Genomic DNA, 19,724 nt, shown 5'->3' on the forward strand with positions numbered 1-19,724 from the left:
TTTTTCCCAGTTCGTCAATGAGGGCCATGTGGAAATGGCCGAGTCCCTCTTTGCCCCAGTGGCTCCAGGCCCTTTCTCCTGCCAGCCCCATGGCGGCCATGGCGGCTGCTGCACTTTCCAGGGGGTGATCCGGATTGGCACCGCAAAAGGCACCAATCACCGTGGTGCACATACATCCGGATCCGGTGATCAGTGACATTTCCGGGCAGCCATTATGGATGAGTACAGTTTTCTTTCCATCTGTAATGATATCCACAGGTCCGCTGATAACGACAACGGTATGCCACTTTTCTGCTAATTCTCTCGCCATGGGAACCACTGTAATGTCAGATGATTCTCCTGCGTCCACGCCTTTTGTAAATGCCTTCCTGCCCCCAAGGGATGCGATTTCCGACATATTTCCCCGAACTACGGCCATGGAAACATTATCCATGATTTCTGCGGCCATCCGGTTCCGGAAAGGTGTGGCTCCGCAGCCTACGGGATCAAAAATCACCGGTTTGTGTCCGGCATTGGCACTGCGGCCGGCCATCATCATGGATTCTACTTTACTTACATTCAATGTGCCTATATTCAAAACGAGAGCAGAAGAAATAGAGGCCATGCTCCCTGCTTCATCAATGGCATCAGCCATCACCGGCGAAGCGCCAATGGCAAGGCACGCATTGGCGCAGTCATTAACGGTAACATAATTCGTAATATGATGGACCAGCGGATTCTTCTGTCTTACGTTATTTAAATAGTCTGAAAACTGCATGGTATATACTCCTTTTACTATTAAGCCCGATGAATGGGGACCTGCGACCGGAACAGCAGATGGTATAAAAAATGAGGAATTAGGAATGAGGAATGAGGAATGGTGGTGCGGCGCACAAATTATATAGCGCCGCAATATATATTTCTTACCCTTAGTTCTGGCCAACGGCCCAAATCCATATTCCTCTTCCTTGAGCCCAGGCGGAAGCCTTAGCCCTGGCTTCAGCCACAGTCCTTTCTTTACTTACACCCTCACCTTATTTGCCCATATTTTTGCGAGGCGGGCGCTCTTCTTGGTTCCGTAGCCATCTCGATAATAGTCTGATAGGACCTTGTAGAAATCTGTGTATCCTTCTGCCGCCAGCTGACGGGCCAGGAGGAATGCCTGCTTCGGATTTTCCTGATGCATGATTTCCCCATCCGTTGGACCGGGGCCCGCATAGTAACGCCAAAGGAGCTTCCGGGTGTTCAGGAGCCCTGATGCATAACCATTTTTTGCAGCCCTGATAAAATCTTTATCCTTCACTTCCAGGGCATCGCCGATATACAGGTACATCCGGGCAAGAACTGCCCAGGAATCATCATCACCGGCCCGGGCTGCTTTCTTGTAGTACTCTGCCGCCTTTTTCACTTTGATCTGGGAATCATCAAATATTTTGCCCAGTTTGTCTTTATTGGTATCCAGTTTATCCGGAGCCACTTCTTCCCTTGTTTCCTTTAAAAGGGCCGCTGCCTTCCTGCAATAAAAGTCAATGAGATTTTTGCGGCACAGGTCGCTGCCTGCTTTCATCCCCTGCTTCAGGAGGGTCACAAATTTCTTTTCATTTCCCTCTTCCCTGCTGATTCCGGCCAGGTCATCATAGGCATCTGCATATCCCAAAGATGCTGCCTGGTTCAGGTATTTGAGGGCCCTTTCTTTCTCCTCTTTTCCGGCTCCCGGATAGAGCTGGCCAGCCCGGTAGGAAACGCGGCCCGCTTCATAGCGGCCTCTTTTATCTCCCCGTTCATAGCCCTTCAGATACCAGGCTATGGCAAGATCGATATTTTTATGAACCCCGTCTCCGTTGGCGTACAAATTTCCCAGGGATCGGCAGGCCGACACACTGTCGTCATGAAAGGCCTGGCCATACAGTTCCAGTCCTCTTTTCACATTTACTTCGGTTCCTATACCATGGATGAAGCAGTCCGCTGCAATTTCACGACACAGGTTGTCCCCATGGACAGCACCCCGGAGAAACCAGGACAGGGCGGTTCTATTATTTTTCACCGGGTATCCGGGCTGTTCCTTGGCGCCCCGGTCCAGGTAAAGCTTACCGATTTCCGCATAGCTCTTGTATATACCGCCGGCAATGGCTTCTTTAAACCAGCTGATAGCAATATCCCGCACCTCCTCGGAATGGAGAGCATCTCCCATCATGAGGCGTCCGGCATAATAGGCCCCCTCTGCCAGTCCCTGCTGGTAGGATGCCGCATAATGATCGAAAGCTTCCTGGACATTGGCCCTTTTCCCATAGCCATACTCATACATCCGTCCTAAGTACAGAGTACTTGGACCGTGTCCCATTCCTGACAGGATTTCAAAACAGTCAAAGGCCTGGGCATATTCTTTTACTTTATAGAAATGGCGTCCCAGTTCAAAAAGTTCTTTTGCTCCCCGACTGCTTCCCTGCAGTACAGCCTCCTTGAAATAATCCTTCGCTTTCTCATAATTCCGAATGTGCTTGTACTGCATTCCCAATTCCAGCAGTTCCGACTTTGTCATATGGTCTGCTTCCCGTGTCATATATCTCACTTCCTCCATGAATTATATGGATTTCATTCCTTTTTATTGTATCACGTTACCCCATCTACCGTGGGCTTTGAGAAAAAAAGTTCAAACAAAAACAGGGATACTGCATACGGTATCCCTGCCAAGGCTTATCATATATTACTTATGTTTTCGTTCTACAAATGCCTTCAATTCTTCAAATCCCACACCTGTGGAACCAACGATACGATCCACCGGTTTTCCATCATGGAAGTAAATGAGTGTCGGAGTGGCGGTTACTTCAAACCGATCGGCCACATCCTTATCCTCTTCCACATTCACCCCATAAATAGGTACCGGTAAGGAATCAGCAATCTTTGCCATCATGGGACGCATCTTGCGGCAGTAACCACAGGTAGGCGAAGAAAATCCCAGAATCGCATCACCCTCGGCTATGACCTTATTTACATTGTCCATACCTGAAATCGGACCCATCATAGAAATCACTCCTTTTGATATGCATATATTTAACTTACTCTATATTTATTATATACGTCTCATCGAATACAGTCAATATGCAAAAAAATGAAATTACTAATAGGGCTGTGGATGAGGCTTGGTCTTCGACCAAGGCCAGGGCTAAGTCTGCCGCCTGGGCTCAAGGGGGAGAATTATGGATTTGGGCCTCTGGCCAGAGTCCGGCTTACTGATTGCTCCATACAGCTGAATGGGGCTGAAGGTGGCAGGTGAGCATCGCATCGCTTGCTCACCGAGTTGTGGATGCTTCGCACCGGGGATATGAGATTGACCAGCCTGCGGCGCCCATCAGATTCCTACCGCTAACCTCAGCCCCATTCGCATAGACGGCGAACAGCTATCAGCTTACCGTGAGTCAGCCGCTCTGCGGCATCCATCCTGCGCCTTTGGCGCGGCCCTTCTCCAAGGGCCTGCATTCTTAGAGAATGTCTGACATTTCAATGATCACAATTACGATGCATATTGGCTGCAAAACGGGTAATGCCCTGTCAGCAGCAGCGGATAACAGTCAACTCCCGTTGGGTAGAACTCACCGATATTCTTACAAAGCGGCATAAAAAAAGACCACTTCCGTGGTCCTGTCATAGTTGGTGGAGATGAGGGGAGTCGAACCCCTGTCCAAAAAGCCTGTCCCATAAATTTCTCCGAGTGCAGTTACTGTTTGAGATTTAAGCAAAGTATCGTACAGGAACAAACTGCCTTTGCCGATTTCGGAATTGGTTTCCCTCGGAAGTCCCGAACATCCTTCTCCGGTATCCTATTGATTGATGTCAGCCTGGAGTCATAGGAAAACGCCAGGGGACATTAGCAGATCAGGCTGCTAAAGCAAAATCACGTTTTGCGTTTAAGTTTTTCCACCGTTTTACGGGGTAGATGGAATCCCGACTCGCTGTTTATGAACCAGAATCTCCTGTCGAAACCGGTACATCCCCTTATGGGTGTATTACATTATAAACGATAGATAGAAGAATGTCAAAGCGTATGTATGGAGCTGAGGGTGGTGGGTGAACTACAAGTGATATTGTCTCAAGTAACCACAAATGAAAATGTCCCAGTCATGGTACAATCTCATCACAATCTTAACGCAAGTGATGGGAGGAATTTTTATCAGAAAGGTTGAATTAACGATGGACGAGCAGTTCAAATATGAAACAATCAAATCTCTTGTTGCTCATCCAGATGGCAACAAGCTTGCAGCAGCAGTCCGGCTGGGGTGCACTGTCCGCACCGTGAACCGGTTAATCCTGCGCTATCGTCAGGAAGGTAAAGCAGCATTTGTCCACGGGAACAGGGGTAGACAACCCGTAACAACACTTCCAGCCTCACTCAGAGAAAAAATTGTGGCTCTTTACCAGAATGAGTACTATGGCGCCAATTTTACCCACTTTACCGAACTTCTGGACAGACATGAGAATATCCATGTCTCTGTTTCCTCTGTAGCCTCCATTCTTGAGGCAGCCTTTATTCTCTCTCCTAAGGCTACACGGGCCAAAAGAAAACGGATCAGGAGGAAATTGGAAGCAATGAAAAGCAACACGAAATCCAGAAAAAAGCAGATGGAAATACAAGTCAATCTTGTGGCTGCTGAAGATGCCCACAGCCGGCGTCCACGGCATGCTTACTTTGGGGAACAGCTGCAGGGTGATGCCACTCCATATGAATGGGTCCCCGGGAAGATCTGGCATCTCCACCTCTTCATTGATGATGCTACTGGCATCGTGACTGGCGGCTATTTTGACACCCAGGAGACCCTGAACGGCTATTACCATGTCCTCTGGCAGACTCTCAAAGATTACGGAATCCCTGTGGAAATCTTCACGGATAAACGCACTGTGTTCATTTACAAACAAAAAGGATCCCCGTCCATCGACGAGGATACCTATACGCAGTTCGGTTACGCTTGCAGGCAACTGGGGATACACCTTGAGTCAAGCAGCGTACCACAGGCCAAAGGCCGGGTTGAGCGGCTCAATGAGACGCTGCAGTCGCGCCTGCCGATTGAGCTGAGACAGGCAGGCATCACGACTATTGCAGACGCCAATGAATTCCTCAAGTCCTACCTAAAAGAATTCAATGCGAAGTTTGCACTTCCCCCCAATAGTACCAAATCAGCTTTTGTGACGCAACCGTCAGATGAGAGGATCAACCTGATACTGGCTGTACTTACAGGCCGTACGGTAGACAGAGGCCACTGCATCCGTTTCCAGCGTCAGTACTATCGTATGCTTGATTCAGAAGGCCATCAAGTGCATTATGCCAGCGGAACCAAAGTACTAGTCATACGGGCTTTCAACGGCGAACTCTACTGCAGTGTTAACGATACCAGTATCTACGCGCTGGAAGCCATCCCTTTGCGCCAGAAGAAATCTCCTGAGCTTGATGCTGACTATACCAAGCCAAAGCCTCAGAAACACTGGATTCCACCGATGAGTCACCCATGGAAGCAGGCATCTTTCCGTCATTACGTCCTTACAAGACCGCATCATTCCAGACAAGATCCAGAAGAACTTGCATCGCGTAACATATTTTAGTAACATACTAGCCTAACCACTCAAAATAGCCCCACTATTGCGGGGCTATTAAATGACAATTCTCGGGACATTTTCAAAAATGCTTGACAAGCGTATGTATGGAGCTGAGGGTGGTGGGTGAACATCGCTCCGCTCGTTCACCGGGTTGTGGGCGCTGCCGCGCCGGGGGCATAAGGTAGGATAGCCGCAGAAGGCGGCGATAGAACCTTATGCCCCCGCTTTGGGAAGGCGCCAGCCTGTCCAAAGCTACAACCCGGTTGGCTAGCGCAACGATGCCAACCCACAACCTTTAGCCCCATACATACGCTTGTGCTCAACACTCACTCATCAGTCCCCACAATATCCCTATACACCGGGCGGCCACCCAGGGGCTCTGCGGTGCGGATGGCATCCAGGATAGCGAGGCGGATGGCTTCTTCTGCCAGGTAGCCCACGGTGTCCACCGGTGCTTCCACTTCTCCGGAGGCCATGGTGAAAACGGTGTCTCCATCCATGGTGGTATGGACAGGACGGATGGCCCGGGCGTAGCCATCATGGGCCATGCCGGAAACAGCCCGGCACTCTGCTTTCGTCAGTTTTGCGTTCGTCATGACGCAGCCGATGGAGGTATTGGTTCCCATATTTCGCTTATATCCATGCATCATGAGATCATGGGATGAAATAATAGTCCTGTCATCCTTATCCAATGCCCCGGCCAGAACTTTTTCTCCGTCATAAATTTCTCCGCATGCGTTAACCGCCATATAGGCCCCCACATACAGACCGCCGGGCAGACTGAATTCTGCATAGCCTGCCCCGCTTTTCATGGCATGGGCAAAGCCCGTCAGCTTTCCTACGGTAGCCCCCGTGCCTGCCCCATAGCAGCCCACTGGAAATGTATCAGAAGCCTTCTTTGCGGCTTCATATCCCATTGACAGATCCGGGAAAGCATGGTGGCTTCCGATGGTCAAGTCAAAGAGCACAGCACCGCAGACAATGGGCACAAAAATCCCCGGTCCCGCCGGAAATCCGATTTTCTTTTCCGCAAGGTACCGCATGACTCCGGAATCCGATTCCAGACCGAAGGCAGAACCGCCGGAAAGAACGACGGCATGGATTTGCTGGACCGTTTTTTCCGGACTCAAGAGATCCGTTTCCCGGGTCCCCGGAGCGCAGCCTCGTACATCGACGCCGGCAGAAGCGCCCCCAACCGGTGCCAGGATCACCGTCACCCCGGTGAGTCCTTCCCTGTCTTCTGCCGTGCCTATCGTAAATCCCGGTACATGAATCGTTCTATATTCCAAGATGGCCTCCTATAATACAAAGGTGACTGAAGGGTAAGCCCTGCGGGCAAGTGGCTCAGGGGAAATGGCCTACGGCCAAGGGGAAGGTGCGGCGCACAATTCATAGAGCGCCGCAGGGTATATAGCTTGCGGCTTCGCCGCTAAATACATAATTCGTGCCGCTATATAATTCTGTCGCGGCACACCTTCCCCTCGGGCGAAGCCCGTTACCCTTCAGCCACCTGAGCCACTTTAGCCACCTTATAACAATTATTGAACGCAAAAACTATCGAATTACCTGTATTTAACCTTCATTCCCTTTTACGGGCCATGGCGAGGCAGAGCTTCATGTCCTCCGGCAAAGGAGCTTCGAAGTGCATGGGCTCGCCGGTGACGGGGTGCTTCAGGTCCAGGGTCCAGGAATGGAGGGCCTGTCCTTCAATGGGAAAATGGTCCTTCTTCCATCCATAGAGTGGATCATTCACCACGGGGTGGCCGATATGGGCCATGTGGACTCGAATCTGGTGAGTCCGTCCGGTCTCCAGTTTCAGTTCCAGATAGGAATAGGACGGCATGAATTCCAGCACCCGATAGTGGGTCACCGCCGGCTTTCCGGTCTTTGGTTCCACGTCCCATTTCATCCGGTCCTTTGTACTCCGTCCCAGGGGCAGCCGGATGACTCCTGTATTGCCTTCCATCTGTCCGTGAACCAGGGCCACATAATGGCGCTGGGCCTCATGGGATGCGATTTCTTCTTTCAGTACAGGGAAAGCGCGGGCAGATTTCGCCGCCACCATGACTCCGGAGGTATCCTTGTCCAGCCGATGGACGATGCCCGGACGGATGGGGTCCTCCGATGCCTGGAACAGGCTGTCTCCACAATGGTAAAGGAGGGCATTCACCAGGGTACCGTCAGGATTTCCGAATCCCGGATGTACCACCATGCCCCTTTCCTTATTAATGACAATCATATCATCGTCTTCATAGAGAATATGGAGGGGAAGATTCTGGGGTACCAGTACCAGTTCTCCCTTTTCTTCCCAGGAGAAGGTAATGGTTTCCCCCGATTTCACATGGTAATTGGCCCGTACCATGCGCCCCGGCTCCAGCACCGCCTTTCCTTCCTTAATCCATTTCTGTACTTCAGAACGGGTAAGGCCCGATGCCTCCTTCAGGACCTGGTCCAACCGAAGGCCCTCTTCTTTTTCTGTGATATGGCAGGTAATCCGATTCATGAGCTGTGTCTCCAAAAATAAAAAGCAATGAGCCCTACACCCAGGCAGATAAAAATATCCGCCACATTGAATATGGGCCAGATACGGAAATCAAAGAAATCAATAACTTCGCCAATCCGGACACGGTCGATGGCATTTCCCAGGGCGCCGCCAAGAAGAAGGCTAATGGCCAGGGGAAAATAGGCCGGTTTCTCCGGAATTTTCTTTCGCATAATAAAAAAGGCAGCGTACAGGACCACCACAATGGCCAGAAAGAACCAGTCTTTGTGGGGCAGCAGTCCAAAGGCAGCACCGGGGTTCAAGATGTAGGTCAGGTGAAATACATTCTTAATAATTGGAATGGTCTCGCCCAGTTCCATATGGGTCTGCACGATCCACTTCACCAGCTGGTCCAGCAGGGCCGCTGCTAATGCAATCAGTAATGTTTTCATAAATTCCTCCTGGCTTGTATTATAGCATATGGAAAGTGGGCGGTGGGAAAGGTGGATGAGTTCATTCCCCAACCGAATGAAATGGGGCTAAGGGTGGTAGGTGAACGTCGCTTCGCTTGTTCACCGGGTTGTAGCTGCCTGCCAAGGCTGACGCCTTGGCGCAGCAGGGACATAAGGTGCTATGGCTGCCAAAAGGCAGCGAATCCACCTTATGCCCCCGGCGCGCAGCGCCCACAACCTTTAGCCCCATTCATGGGATTGAGCAATACCTCCACATAGAATAAAAGCGGCGAAGGAATCCATTTTCCTTCACCGCTCTTACAATCATATGAAATCAGTAATTCACAAAGACCTCTACGTTCCGTCTTCCGAAATTGTAGCATTCCTCGAATGTTTCCATGCACAGGTCGATGCGGTCGCCAATGATGGCGCCGCCAGTATCTGCTGCCACCGCTTCACCGTATCCGGGGATGTATACGGAGGATCCCAGAGGAATGACCCTGGGGTCAACGGCTACAGTCCCATGACCGGCCCGGGTGCCAGTGGCCGTAATGCCGAATCCACCGCCATCGGTGGGATGGTAGGCCGTAGCGCTCATATTCCGGACATACCCCTTCGTTCCTTCCATGTCACCGGTCTTGGCAATTCCCGGCGTTCCTTGGCTGAGGATTTTGACATTGCCCGCTTCCGCCCGGATGACTTTTCCGTCGGAAATGTATTCTTCCATTTCCACTTCCCGTTTTCCCTGGGTTCCTTCCTGGACGATTTCCATCTGTCCCGGCGCCAGGGTGCTATCATACCAGCTGTTATACCGGACCGGAATTGATTCTACCCGGTTCACCACCCGGGAGGTATAGGGAACCACATGGATCTGCATACCCTGGGTGACTTTCATCATGCCGTCTTCAATGGGCATCATTTTCTTCCAGTCAAAGCCGGCCTCGTTCACCACGCCCTGCACGGTCTGCTTCGTAGTATATACAGTCTTTGCACGGTTTCCGGATACAATGGTCACGGGCTTTGCCCTTTCCACCACCACCACAGATCCATCCCGTACATCGTCTCCGCTGGTCCAGTATTTGTCATAAGCATTTAAAACCACGTCGGACTCATTCAGTACCTGTTTGAAGTTAGTTGCATTGGTGGTAATGACTTTTTTCTGACTGCCATCATACACGGTTACCGTCTTGTCCTCGCCGTTCATGCCAAACCCGAGGGCCAGAGACAGGTCCGCCTGGGCAGCCATGGAAAAGAGGAGCAGGGAGCAGGTAACCGCTTTCACTGCTTTCTCAAAGGTTCTATGTTTCATATGACTTCACTCCTATGGCAGTCATTCTACCATAGAGAGACTTTTTGTCAAATTTACGTTGGTTTACATTCTATACGTACTTTATATATTCCGTATTTATCGAGTTACTTGTGGATACCTCCTACGAATTATTGAAAAATACAATAGATACTTTCAATCATGAAATACTTATTATTTTCATATTCTATCGGATATAGGCAGATTCATTTATTGTCAATTCTGTCTTGTTCCAATGGACTTTAGAAAAGAATGAGTATATTCGATGATGGAAACAGTACGGTTTTCTCGAAAGTTTCACTTCTTCCCCTGTTTTTGCATCAGTTGATTGTCAACTGCATATTCCATAATATCATACTTGGAGATAGGCTCTTTTTGGCCCATGTTTTTACATTTTAAAACATACGTTTTCTTCAGATTCCGGTATGTGTGGGAGAAAATGATGCAAAACAGGGTCATTTAAATAAGCCAGTCCCAAAAGTGCATTCAATTACCGCTTAAAGTGGATAGCTATGCACTTCCCTCTTCGAGCGGAATTCCGGATTTCCGGAAATAAAAAAAGCTGTGAAGAACGCCCTGTTCTTCACAGCTTTTATAAATTATCAGTTACCGTTTACCAAAGACCGGTACATAGGGTTCCATTTTCTGGGCCAGTGTCATTTCGGCTTCTTTATCCCGTTCTTCCGCCAGCTCCTGGAAACGGGCCTGGGCAGCCACTTTGTGGTCCGGCGCAATGACCTTCTTCCAGGTACCGTCGGACTGCATGATGTGGGCCTTCTGGTTGTCCGCCAGTTCCAGGTTCACCATATCCTTCAGCCTCTGGCAGAGGTCCTTATCTTTCACCGGAATCATCAGTTCCACCCGGTCGTTCAGGTTTCTGGGCATCCAGTCAGCGCTGCCGATATAGAACTCTTCCCGTCCACCGTTCAGGAACCAGAATACCCGGCTGTGTTCCAGGAAACGGCCCACCAGGCTTCTGACTGTGATATTATCGCTGACACCGGGAATACCGGGGATAATGACGCAGATGCCGCGGACGATGAGTTCAATCTTCACGCCTGCCCGGGATGCTTCATAGAGTTTGGCAATAATTTCCTTATCGAGAAGGGAGTTCATCTTGGCCACAATACGGGCCGGTTCCCCCTGAAGAGCAAAATGGATTTCCCGATCAATGAGCTCCATGCACCGCTGCCGGAGATTAATGGGGGCTACGATAAAGGAGTCCCAGATTGGCGGGTCAGAATAGCCGGAAAGGAGGTTAAAGAAGGCGGTAGCATCGGTACCGAAACGGTCGTTGCAGGTAAAGATACCAAGGTCCGTATACAGTTTGGCGGTGGAGGCATTGTAGTTCCCTGTGGCCACATGGACATAGCGGCGGATACCGTCCTTTTCCCTGCGGATGACAAGGGTACACTTGGAATGGGTCTTCAGCCCCACCAGCCCATAAATGACGTGGGCCCCTGCCTTTTCGAGTCTCCGGGCCATGAGGATGTTATTGGCTTCATCAAAACGGGCCTTTACTTCCATGAGCACTGTGACCTGTTTCCCATTCTGGGCTGCCTTCTCCAGGGCCTGGATAATGGGACTCGAAGAGGATACGCGGTACAGGGTCTGCTTGATGGCCAGCACATTGGGATCAGAAGCGGCGGAAGCCACGAAATTCACGACGGAGTCATCGAAGGACTCATAGGGAAGATGGACGAGCAGGTCCTTTTCCCGGATCATATCGAAAATGTTGTGCTTGTTTTCCCGTTCCATCTGGATCATGGACCAGGGCTTATGGGGATGGGCTTCCGGATACCGCAGGTTATCGTACCCCTTGATACCGCAGAAGGGGAAAAATGCCGTCACATCCAAGGGGCCATCTATTTCATACATATCTTCGGGGCCAAGGTTCATTTCGGACGTCATGAAGCGGCGCATGAAACGGCTGGTGCCCCGTTCGAATTCCAGGCGCACCGCTTCCCCGCGCTGTCTCTTTTTCAGCTGTTTTTCCACTTCCACCACCAGGTCCTGGGCATCTTCTTCGTCCAGGTTCAGGTCCGCATCCCTGGTAATACGGAAAGGTCTTGCTTCAAGAAGGTCAAAGCCAATGAACAGGCGGGCCGCAAAATGGCAGAGCACCTCTTCCAGGAACACAAAATCATGGCGTCCCGGACGGTCTTCGCTGTCCGGCAGTCGAATGATCCGGGGGAGCACCGACGGTACCGGTACGATGGCTGTTTTTACATCGATATCATTTTCTTCATCCAGCGTCATGTCCCGTTCATTCCGTTCCAGAAGCATGGCAATATTCAGGCTTTTGGAAGCGAGGAATGGGAATGGATGGGAGGAGTCTACCGCCATCGGTGTGACTACCGGGAAAATTTCCCTTTCAAAATAATCATCCAGCCAACGCTGCTGCCTCGGTGTGGCATTCCCGGGGCGGATGAAATAGAGTCCCTCCGATTCCAGTTCCTTCAGAATCATCTTCAGGTACCGATACTGCCTTGCCACCAGGCGCTGGCAGGTATCGGAAATAGCCGCCAGCTGTTCCTCCGGCGTCATGTTGGCGATATCCCGGCGTTTCACACCATTTTCCTTCTGGTGCTTCAGGCCAGCCACGCGAATCATGAAAAATTCATCCAGGTTCGAGCTGGTGATGGCAAGAAATTTCAACTTTTCCAGGAGTGGATTGTTCGGATCCACCGCTTCCTGGAGAACCCTTCTGTTAAACTGGAGCCAGGACAGTTCCCTGTTCAGGTAAAACCGGTAATTCTTTACGTCCACGTCCATAGTTACCTCCGCTCAAGTCTGGCTTCCATGCCAAAAATATTTTCAAAGAATTCTTTTTCTTTATCAAACATCCACGTTTCCAAAGCCGTATTCTCATTGCTTTCATATTCGATGAGAAGGGCATCCTTCGTGATCCGGGCAGTCACATCTTTCAGCTTCTGCTTCCTTGACATGTCCATGGCCCGGACAAGCCGGAAAATGGCGATCAGCTTCAGCGCCGTCATCTTGGAATCATCCGGAAGAATCCGGAATGGCTCATCATCGTCATTGGGCATGCCTTTATGGTCGTAATAAACGATGCAGGCCACGATATCCTTTTCCTTATCGGAAATACCGAAAATATCGGTGCCCCGCACCATGCTCCAGGCATGGGCGGAAGAACCGAGAAGGTTCACATATTTCCCGATCTGATAAAGGATAATGGCCATGCGCAGCAGGAACTCATCCCGTTCATTGAGGCCATTATACTGGTCAAAGGCCCGAATAATATGGTAGCTGTAGAGCTCCATGGCCTTTGCGTGTTCCGGTTCATAGTAGTAAGACGCCGCAATGGACCGGGTCAGTTCCAGGTTCTGGGCTCTCATGTACAGCAGGGCCGGATCCTTCGTCTTCTGGGCACCATAAAAAATGCTGGCCGCCTCTGCAAAGGTCATACCCATCATGACTGCATTTTTTACAGGTACATTATTGAGGATTTCCTGGTAAATATGGATGGTCGGCGTTACGACGGACGCCAGGGACTCGTTGATGTGGTACTTCTGCATGGTCATGGACGTAGAAAGGGCTCCCGCCTCTTCATAGAACCGGGTAATCTTCTCCGGCTTCACTTCAATGACGCCGGCACCGATTTTAACGTTCATGAGCCGTCCCACAATGCGGGCCTCCCGGCCGGACAGGATGACCGTATCAATTTTATATTTCCGAACCGTCACCCACAGGGGCTCCATGATGGCATGGATATATTCACTCAGGGCTTCCGGGAAATTGATGGAGTCCCGCTGGTTCATCTTAAAGGTTTCCAAAAGGCGGAGTGTACCGATATGCACATTATGCTGGTAGCAGAGGGAGCCCCTTTCCCATACCGTCAGCCCCACGCAGCCTGAAGTGATGTCCACAAAGAGGAAATTATTCCCAAGCCGGCTTGCATTGGCCTTGTTGTACTGCTTGAACTGGTACTGGAGGCCAAAATGCTTGAAGTAGATTTCCTGGGGCATATCCACCACCTGCACGTTGAACCCCGTATTCACACGGATCAGGTCGATAATGGAGCGGCAGTTTTCCGCTTCCCGAAGAACCGCTGTCGCATAGACCGCATACACCTTGACCTGGTAGTCAAGGAGCAGCTGCTTTAATCCTTCCAGCATACCGCAGAGTTTCTTGATGGAAGGGAAAGACAGCTTTTTATGAATAAACACTTCTTCCCCGAATGACGTATCCTTGCGGACCGATTCAATCACCCGGATATCTTTCACATTGTTATACTGCACAATGCGCATGGAAAGATTGGATGATCCGATATGGATAATCCCGTAAATGAGTGGCTTTTGCTCCGACATGGCGAGCCCCCGTTTCTGTAAAAATTGGCCGAAAGCAGCAAATGATTCCGGCAACACTCCATTACTAACCTTACACCTTACAGGTAAAGCCTTTGTAAAGGCAAAACCGGCACGCTGATTAAATCAGCACTATAAATTCTCCAATCATCGTTTATACCTTTACATTATTGTATCATATTCGATATTCAATGGGTAAAAAAATCACCGGGCCGGCAACTATGAATTCGCAGTAGTTTATAGTGGATATCCGTCGTTATCGCTGAATAAATAGACACAGAGTTATGGGTTACATGGGAAACTCCCTGTCAAAGGCTTCTGCCCGGGCGAAGTCCCATACAAAAAAACGCAAGCCGGATTGCTCCGACCTGCAGTCTTTTCTTACGAACGACTCAGTTTTCACTGCTGTAAGATCTGAATTTCAGGAAATACCCCAAAATGATGAGCATGCACACCAGGCCTGCTGCATCGCCGAGAATACCATTTCCTGTGATTCCGTCTACCAGATAACCAACCACACAGCTTACAGCCACTACGATGACATAAGGGATCTGGGTGGAAACATGGTCTATATGATGGCATTGGGCACCCGCCGACGCCAGAATGGTGGTATCGGAAATTGGGGACACATGGTCGCCGCCTACAGAACCGGCGAGAACTGCCGCCACAGTCATAATCATGAGATGGGTATCATTAGATACAATAGCCAGAACGATAGGAATCAGGATCCCGAAGGTGCCCCAGGATGTACCGGTAGCAAAGGCAAGTCCAATAGCCACAAGGAAGAACAGCGCCGGCAGCAGAATGGCAATGGTTGCATTGTTGGAAACCACGCTTCCCACATAGCCGCCGATATTCAGATAATCCTTGCCCACGATGCCGGACAGTGTCCAGGCCAGGGAAAGAATCATGATGGCCGAGGTCATCTGTTTGAATCCCTCCACAAAGCAGCTGCAGAAAGTGCTGAAGTTCAGGACTTTTCTCGGAATATACAGGGCAAATGTAAATACCAGGGCAATGAAGGACCCGATAACAAGGCCCCTTGCGGATTCGCAGTTGGCAAATGCTTCGGCTACCCCCTTGCCTTCCAGAATACCACCGGTATAGAGCATTCCGAAGATACATCCGCCAATCAGGACAACCAGCGGGAGAATGAGGTCAATAATTTTCCCATTTCCTACGGGTACATTATTTTCATCATCCGCATATTCCGCCGGAATGACCAGTGTGCCGCCACTTTCCTTTTCAAACTTAGCCATCCGGGAGAAATCTTTGCCGGACCAGATCAGGATTGCCATGAAAATAATGGTCAGCCATGCGTAAAGATTCAGTGGAATCGTCTCAAGAAACAGGGCAAATCCATCGATGGAACTTCCTTCAGGCAGAGAGGAAGTCACTGCAGCTGCCCAGCTGGATACAGGCGCAATGATGCAGACCGGAGCTGCCGTAGCATCGATAATGTAAGCAAGCTTTGCACGGGTAATCTTGAACCGGTCCGTTACCGGTCTCATGACAGTACCCACGGTGAGGCAGTTAAAATAATCATCGATAAAAATAAGGATACCCAAAAGCATAGTAACAAAAAGGGCACTTCGTTTCCCCTTAATGGTCCTTGCCGCATAATCCCCATAGGCCTGGGAGGCGCCGGACTTCTGGATTGCCGCCACCATAATTCCCAGAAGGACAAGGAAAACAAGGATATATACATTGCTTCCCACCTTGTCCGACATGATTTTAAACATAGTATCAATAGCACCGAGTACACTGAACCCGGCAAACATGAAGGCACCGATAAAGATACCAATAGCCAGGGACATGTACACTTCCTTTGTCGCCAGTGCCAGGATAATGGTGACCACCGGCGGTACAAGGGACCATACCGTTTGAGACATATTACATCCACCCTCTCTACTTTCAGCAGCTTCCCATACTGCCAAAATCATTTTTTGTTTATTATAACCCGTTTGGTCCATCATGTCACTATGCAGATGCAAAATTGAAAACATTACTATGAACCACAAGTGATATTGTCTCAAGTAACCACAAATGAAAATGTCCCAGTCATGGTATAATCTCATCACAATCTTAACGCAAGTGATGGGAGGAATTTTTATCAGAAAGGTTGAATTAACGATGGACGAGCAGTTCAAATATGAAACAATCAAATCTCTTGTTAATCATCCAGATGGCAACAAGCTCGCAGCAGCAGTCCGGCTGGGGTGCACTGTCCGCACCGTAAACCGGTTAATCCTGCGCTATCGTCAGGAAGGTAAAGCAGCATTTGTCCACGGGAACAGGGGTAGACAGCCCGTAACAACACTTCCAGCCTCACTCAGAGAAAAAATTGTGGCCCTTTACCAGAATGAGTACTATGGCGCCAATTTTACCCACTTTACCGAACTTCTGGACAGACATGAGAATATCCATGTCTCCGTTTCCTCTGTAGCCTCCATTCTTGAGGCAGCCTTTATTCTCTCTCCTAAGGCTACACGGGCCAAAAGAAAACGGATCAGGAGGAAATTGGAAGCAATGAAAAGCAACACGAAATCCAAGAAAAAGCAGATGGAAATACAAGTCAATCTTGTGGCTGCTGAAGATGCCCACAGCCGGCGTCCACGGCATGCTTACTTTGGGGAACAGCTGCAGGGTGATGCCACTCCATATGAATGGGTTCCCGGGAAGATCTGGCATCTCCACCTCTTCATTGATGATGCTACTGGCATCGTGACTGGCGGCTATTTTGACACCCAGGAGACCCTGAACGGCTATTACCATGTCCTCTGGCAGACTCTCAAAGATTACGGAATCCCTGTGGAAATCTTCACGGATAAACGCACTGTGTTCATTTACAAACAAAAAGGATCCCCGTCCATCGACGAGGATACCTATACGCAGTTCGGTTACGCTTGCAGGCAACTGGGGATACACCTTGAGTCAAGCAGCGTACCACAGGCCAAAGGCCGGGTTGAGCGGCTCAATGAGACGCTGCAGTCGCGCCTGCCGATTGAGCTGAGACAGGCAGGCATCACGACTATTGCAGACGCCAATGAATTCCTCAAGTCCTACCTAAAAGAATTCAATGCAAAGTTTGCACTTCCCCCCAATAGTACCAAATCAGCTTTTGTGACGCAACCGTCAGATGAGAGGATCAACCTGATACTGGCTGTACTTACAGGCCGTACGGTAGACAGAGGCCACTGCATCCGTTTCCAGCGTCAGTACTATCGTATGCTTGATTCAGAAGGCCATCAGGTGCATTATGCCAGCGGAACCAAAGTACTAGTCATACGGGCTTTCAACGGCGAACTCTACTGCAGTGTTAACGATACCAGTATCTACGCGCTGGAAGCCATCCCTTTGCGCCAGAAGAAATCTCCTGAGCTTGATGCTGACTATACCAAACCAAAGCCTCAGAAACACTGGATTCCACCGATGAGTCACCCATGGAAGCAGGCATCTTTCCGTCATTACGTCCTTACAAGACCGCATCATTCCAGACAAGATCCAGAAGAACTTGCATCGCGTAACATATTTTAGTAACATACTGGCCTAACCACTCAAAATAGCCCCACTATTGCGGGGCTATTAAATGACAATTCTCGGGACATTTTCAAAAATGCTTGACATATGCAGATGCAAAATTGAAAACATTACTGATGGTTACCCCTGCTGTCAGAGTAATCAAAGTGGTCTAAGAAAATGGCTTATTTATCAAATTGCGGTTTATCGAGCTGTTGTATCATGCGCTGATAGGTAGCGTCATTCGCACGGAGCTTCTAGCTTCTAGCGGCTAGCTTCTAGGAAAGCTGGCCAGCCTACGGCACGAATGACTGAAGAAAAGAAAGCGCCGCAGGCGGATCATCCTTCCTAACAGCTAGCCGCTAGAAGATAATATGAAATGACCTCCCCAGTTTGATGTATATGCCCAAATTTCGGTAAAATATAGTTGCAAGGCCAATTTTACGAGAACAGGATCATATTTTCTCAACCAAGGAGGTCATCATGTCTTATTCTAGCACATTTACGTCCCCGATCCCATTCGTTTATGTTGGTATCGACACCCATACCGAAAACTATACGATGGCTGCTGTCGTTAATCAAATGTCTCCTGCCGGTGAAATTATTACGTTAGATCTTATTCCCCCTCGTAAACTTGGCCCTGCAGTAAAGAATGTGCTCCGGTTCATTGGTGATTGCAAAAAAGCCGTTAACAGAGAGTGCCATGTTATCTGTGGTTATGAAGCCGGGTTATTCGGTTATGGCCTTTACCGTAAGCTTATGGCAGCCAATGTAGATTGTATGGTAATAGCTCCTTCTTCTTTGAAGAAAAGCAGCAGAGATAAAAAATTCAAAAATGATTATATTGATTCAAGAGCGCTTGCCAATGCCATGGCGAAAAGTGAGTGTATTTCCATTTATGTCCCCGATGAGGAAGACGAATCCATTTTCCGCTATATCAGGATGCGTGACGACCATCAGGATATGGTTAAAGTCACTAAACAGCGGATAACTGCTTTTGTGCACCAGATGGGATTCCATTATAACCAGGGAGCTACCTGGACCCAAAAACATGTGAATTGGATTATGAGTCTCCCGCTGAGCGAATTGAATAAGGAAACATTGAGTGAGTATATGACAACTCTGCTTACCCTCCAGCAGAAGCTGGAAGATCTGGATGTCAGGATTAAGTCATTTGCAATGCAGAAAAAGTATGCAGCTAATGTCAATAAACTGCGCTGTTTCCTTGGAATAGAATATGGCTTTGCACTTCGTTTAATTGTAACTATTGGCGATTTCAAGCGCTTTCCTACAGCAGGCCATTTTGCGTCCTTTTTGGGACTTACCCCAACTGAACACTCCAGTAATGAAGATGGCAACTATGGCAGCATTTCAAAAGCCGGAAATATTGTTTTGAGGAAGAAGCTGATTGAAGCAGTCTGGTCCGGCTTTTCACGGGGGCGGCCCGGATACAAGAGCAGGGCTTTGAGAAAACGGCAGGAAGGATGCTGTGCATCAGATATTCATTATGCGGACAAAGCAAACAGAAGACTTCGCGTAAGGTTCAGAGACAAGATTATGAAAGGGAAAAACAGTAATGTTGCTGCTACTGCCGTTGCCCGGGAATTCAGTGGCTTTATTTGGGGAATGATGACTGGACACACTGCTGACGTTATTCGTAAAAAAGCTTGACATCGCACGCATAGTTCTCTGAGTTAGACAGCAAGCATAAAAATACAGTCGAAGGGAGATGATTAAAAGGTGAATAGCGGTTTGGACAATATTAAGGGAGAGCTTTGAGTTAAGAGAGGCTGGGTTATCCTAGTGCTAGCTCTTATGAAATGACCTTTGTCAAGACCCCAAGCATGCCAAATATTCTTGCCAATAAGACTAGTTGCAAGATGTAATGGAATTAAATCGGTTTGGGAAAATTTGAACTTTACATGGAGCGGCTCATGTGATAGCCTGCTTCCTCTATGGCCATATTTTTTCGGCCCCTTGGCTTGGAAATCACATGAGCAGGGGCTCCATGTCAAGTTCAAATTGGTATGCGGGTTCCAGGCAATAGCTGCCTGAACAACATGGAGGAAGAG

The 19,724-nt window shown here is 49.2% G+C and carries 13 protein-coding genes and 1 other RNA gene (1 of these 14 only partly in view); 3 read left to right on the forward strand and 11 right to left on the reverse strand.

Annotation, left to right across the window (positions count from 1 at the left end; genetic code table 11):
- The 4 genes from thiM to ssrA form a co-directional block, all read right to left on the reverse strand.
- A protein-coding gene (thiM, locus tag ACFWUL_RS07405) for a hydroxyethylthiazole kinase (RefSeq protein WP_416176852.1) crosses the window boundary here: on the reverse strand, nucleotides 1–757 show its 5' portion. Its footprint begins 47 nt before the window's first position; the window shows 757 of its 804 coding nt (coding positions 1–757); it begins with the start codon at nucleotides 755–757; its stop codon lies beyond the left edge, outside the window.
- A gap of 243 nt (nucleotides 758–1,000) precedes the next feature.
- On the reverse strand, nucleotides 1,001–2,539 hold the full coding sequence (locus ACFWUL_RS07410) for a hypothetical protein (protein WP_416176853.1): 1,539 nt from the start codon (nucleotides 2,537–2,539) through the stop codon (nucleotides 1,001–1,003).
- 144 nt (nucleotides 2,540–2,683) lie between these two features.
- Nucleotides 2,684–3,001: a thioredoxin family protein gene (locus ACFWUL_RS07415; protein WP_416176854.1), complete on the reverse strand. Its 318-nt coding sequence runs from the start codon at nucleotides 2,999–3,001 to the stop codon at nucleotides 2,684–2,686.
- Between the two features lie 627 nt (nucleotides 3,002–3,628).
- Nucleotides 3,629–3,972, reverse strand: a transfer-messenger RNA (tmRNA) gene (gene ssrA / locus ACFWUL_RS07420).
- Between the two features lie 108 nt (nucleotides 3,973–4,080).
- On the opposite strand from ssrA, the gene ACFWUL_RS07425 reads away from it, so the two are divergent.
- On the forward strand, nucleotides 4,081–5,571 hold the full coding sequence (locus ACFWUL_RS07425; protein ID WP_416176844.1) for an ISNCY family transposase: 1,491 nt from the start codon (nucleotides 4,081–4,083) through the stop codon (nucleotides 5,569–5,571).
- Between the two features lie 320 nt (nucleotides 5,572–5,891).
- Here ACFWUL_RS07425 and ACFWUL_RS07430 read toward each other — a convergent pair whose 3' ends face one another.
- The 7 genes from ACFWUL_RS07430 to ACFWUL_RS07460 form a co-directional block, all read right to left on the reverse strand.
- Nucleotides 5,892–6,854 carry a P1 family peptidase gene (locus ACFWUL_RS07430; protein WP_297023850.1) on the reverse strand — a complete coding sequence of 321 codons (963 nt, stop codon included), beginning with the start codon at nucleotides 6,852–6,854 and terminating at the stop codon, nucleotides 5,892–5,894.
- Between the two features lie 290 nt (nucleotides 6,855–7,144).
- Entirely contained in the window at nucleotides 7,145–8,068 is a 924-nt protein-coding gene (locus ACFWUL_RS07435) for an RluA family pseudouridine synthase (RefSeq protein ID WP_297023853.1), read from the reverse strand.
- Complete coding sequence (lspA, locus tag ACFWUL_RS07440) at nucleotides 8,065–8,499, reverse strand: signal peptidase II (protein ID WP_416176855.1); 435 nt, start codon at nucleotides 8,497–8,499, stop codon at nucleotides 8,065–8,067. Before lspA ends, ACFWUL_RS07435 begins: the two co-directional genes overlap by 4 nt.
- A 334-nt stretch (nucleotides 8,500–8,833) precedes the next feature.
- Nucleotides 8,834–9,808 (reverse strand): 3D domain-containing protein, encoded by a 975-nt coding sequence (locus tag ACFWUL_RS07445; protein WP_416176856.1) that lies wholly within the window; start codon nucleotides 9,806–9,808, stop codon nucleotides 8,834–8,836.
- Between the two features lie 603 nt (nucleotides 9,809–10,411).
- Entirely contained in the window at nucleotides 10,412–12,580 is a 2,169-nt protein-coding gene (gene ppk1, locus ACFWUL_RS07450; protein WP_416176857.1) for a polyphosphate kinase 1, read from the reverse strand.
- A gap of 2 nt (nucleotides 12,581–12,582) precedes the next feature.
- On the reverse strand, nucleotides 12,583–14,136 hold the full coding sequence (locus ACFWUL_RS07455) for an exopolyphosphatase (RefSeq protein WP_297023870.1): 1,554 nt from the start codon (nucleotides 14,134–14,136) through the stop codon (nucleotides 12,583–12,585).
- Between the two features lie 389 nt (nucleotides 14,137–14,525).
- On the reverse strand, nucleotides 14,526–16,025 hold the full coding sequence (locus ACFWUL_RS07460) for a Na+/H+ antiporter NhaC family protein (protein WP_297023874.1): 1,500 nt from the start codon (nucleotides 16,023–16,025) through the stop codon (nucleotides 14,526–14,528).
- A 154-nt stretch (nucleotides 16,026–16,179) separates the two neighbouring features.
- Here ACFWUL_RS07460 and ACFWUL_RS07465 point away from each other — a divergent pair, with 154 nt between their 5' ends.
- Nucleotides 16,180–17,670, forward strand: a complete 1,491-nt coding sequence (locus ACFWUL_RS07465; protein WP_416176766.1) for an ISNCY family transposase — start codon at nucleotides 16,180–16,182, stop codon at nucleotides 17,668–17,670.
- A 465-nt stretch (nucleotides 17,671–18,135) separates the two neighbouring features.
- Nucleotides 18,136–19,323 carry an IS110 family transposase gene (locus ACFWUL_RS07470; protein ID WP_416176858.1) on the forward strand — a complete coding sequence of 396 codons (1,188 nt, stop codon included), beginning with the start codon at nucleotides 18,136–18,138 and terminating at the stop codon, nucleotides 19,321–19,323.
- The last annotated feature ends 401 nt before the right edge of the window (nucleotides 19,324–19,724 follow it).

It is taken from the genome of Dialister sp. (genome assembly GCF_047832375.1).
GTDB lineage: Bacteria > Bacillota > Negativicutes > Veillonellales > Dialisteraceae > Dialister.

Coding starts and splice junctions, on each gene's coding strand:
- ACFWUL_RS07455 (WP_297023870.1), bottom strand. CDS start 14,136: ATGTCGGAGCAAAAGCCACTCATTTACGGGATTATCCATATCGGATCA.
- ACFWUL_RS07415 (WP_416176854.1), bottom strand. CDS start 3,001: ATGATGGGTCCGATTTCAGGTATGGACAATGTAAATAAGGTCATAGCC.
- ACFWUL_RS07425 (WP_416176844.1), top strand. CDS start 4,081: ATGAAAATGTCCCAGTCATGGTACAATCTCATCACAATCTTAACGCAA.
- ACFWUL_RS07465 (WP_416176766.1), top strand. CDS start 16,180: ATGAAAATGTCCCAGTCATGGTATAATCTCATCACAATCTTAACGCAA.
- ACFWUL_RS07460 (WP_297023874.1), bottom strand. CDS start 16,025: ATGTCTCAAACGGTATGGTCCCTTGTACCGCCGGTGGTCACCATTATC.
- lspA (WP_416176855.1), bottom strand. CDS start 8,499: ATGAAAACATTACTGATTGCATTAGCAGCGGCCCTGCTGGACCAGCTG.
- ACFWUL_RS07435 (WP_297023853.1), bottom strand. CDS start 8,068: ATGAATCGGATTACCTGCCATATCACAGAAAAAGAAGAGGGCCTTCGG.
- ACFWUL_RS07410 (WP_416176853.1), bottom strand. CDS start 2,539: ATGACACGGGAAGCAGACCATATGACAAAGTCGGAACTGCTGGAATTG.
- ACFWUL_RS07445 (WP_416176856.1), bottom strand. CDS start 9,808: ATGAAACATAGAACCTTTGAGAAAGCAGTGAAAGCGGTTACCTGCTCC.
- ppk1 (WP_416176857.1), bottom strand. CDS start 12,580: ATGGACGTGGACGTAAAGAATTACCGGTTTTACCTGAACAGGGAACTG.
- ACFWUL_RS07470 (WP_416176858.1), top strand. CDS start 18,136: ATGTCTTATTCTAGCACATTTACGTCCCCGATCCCATTCGTTTATGTT.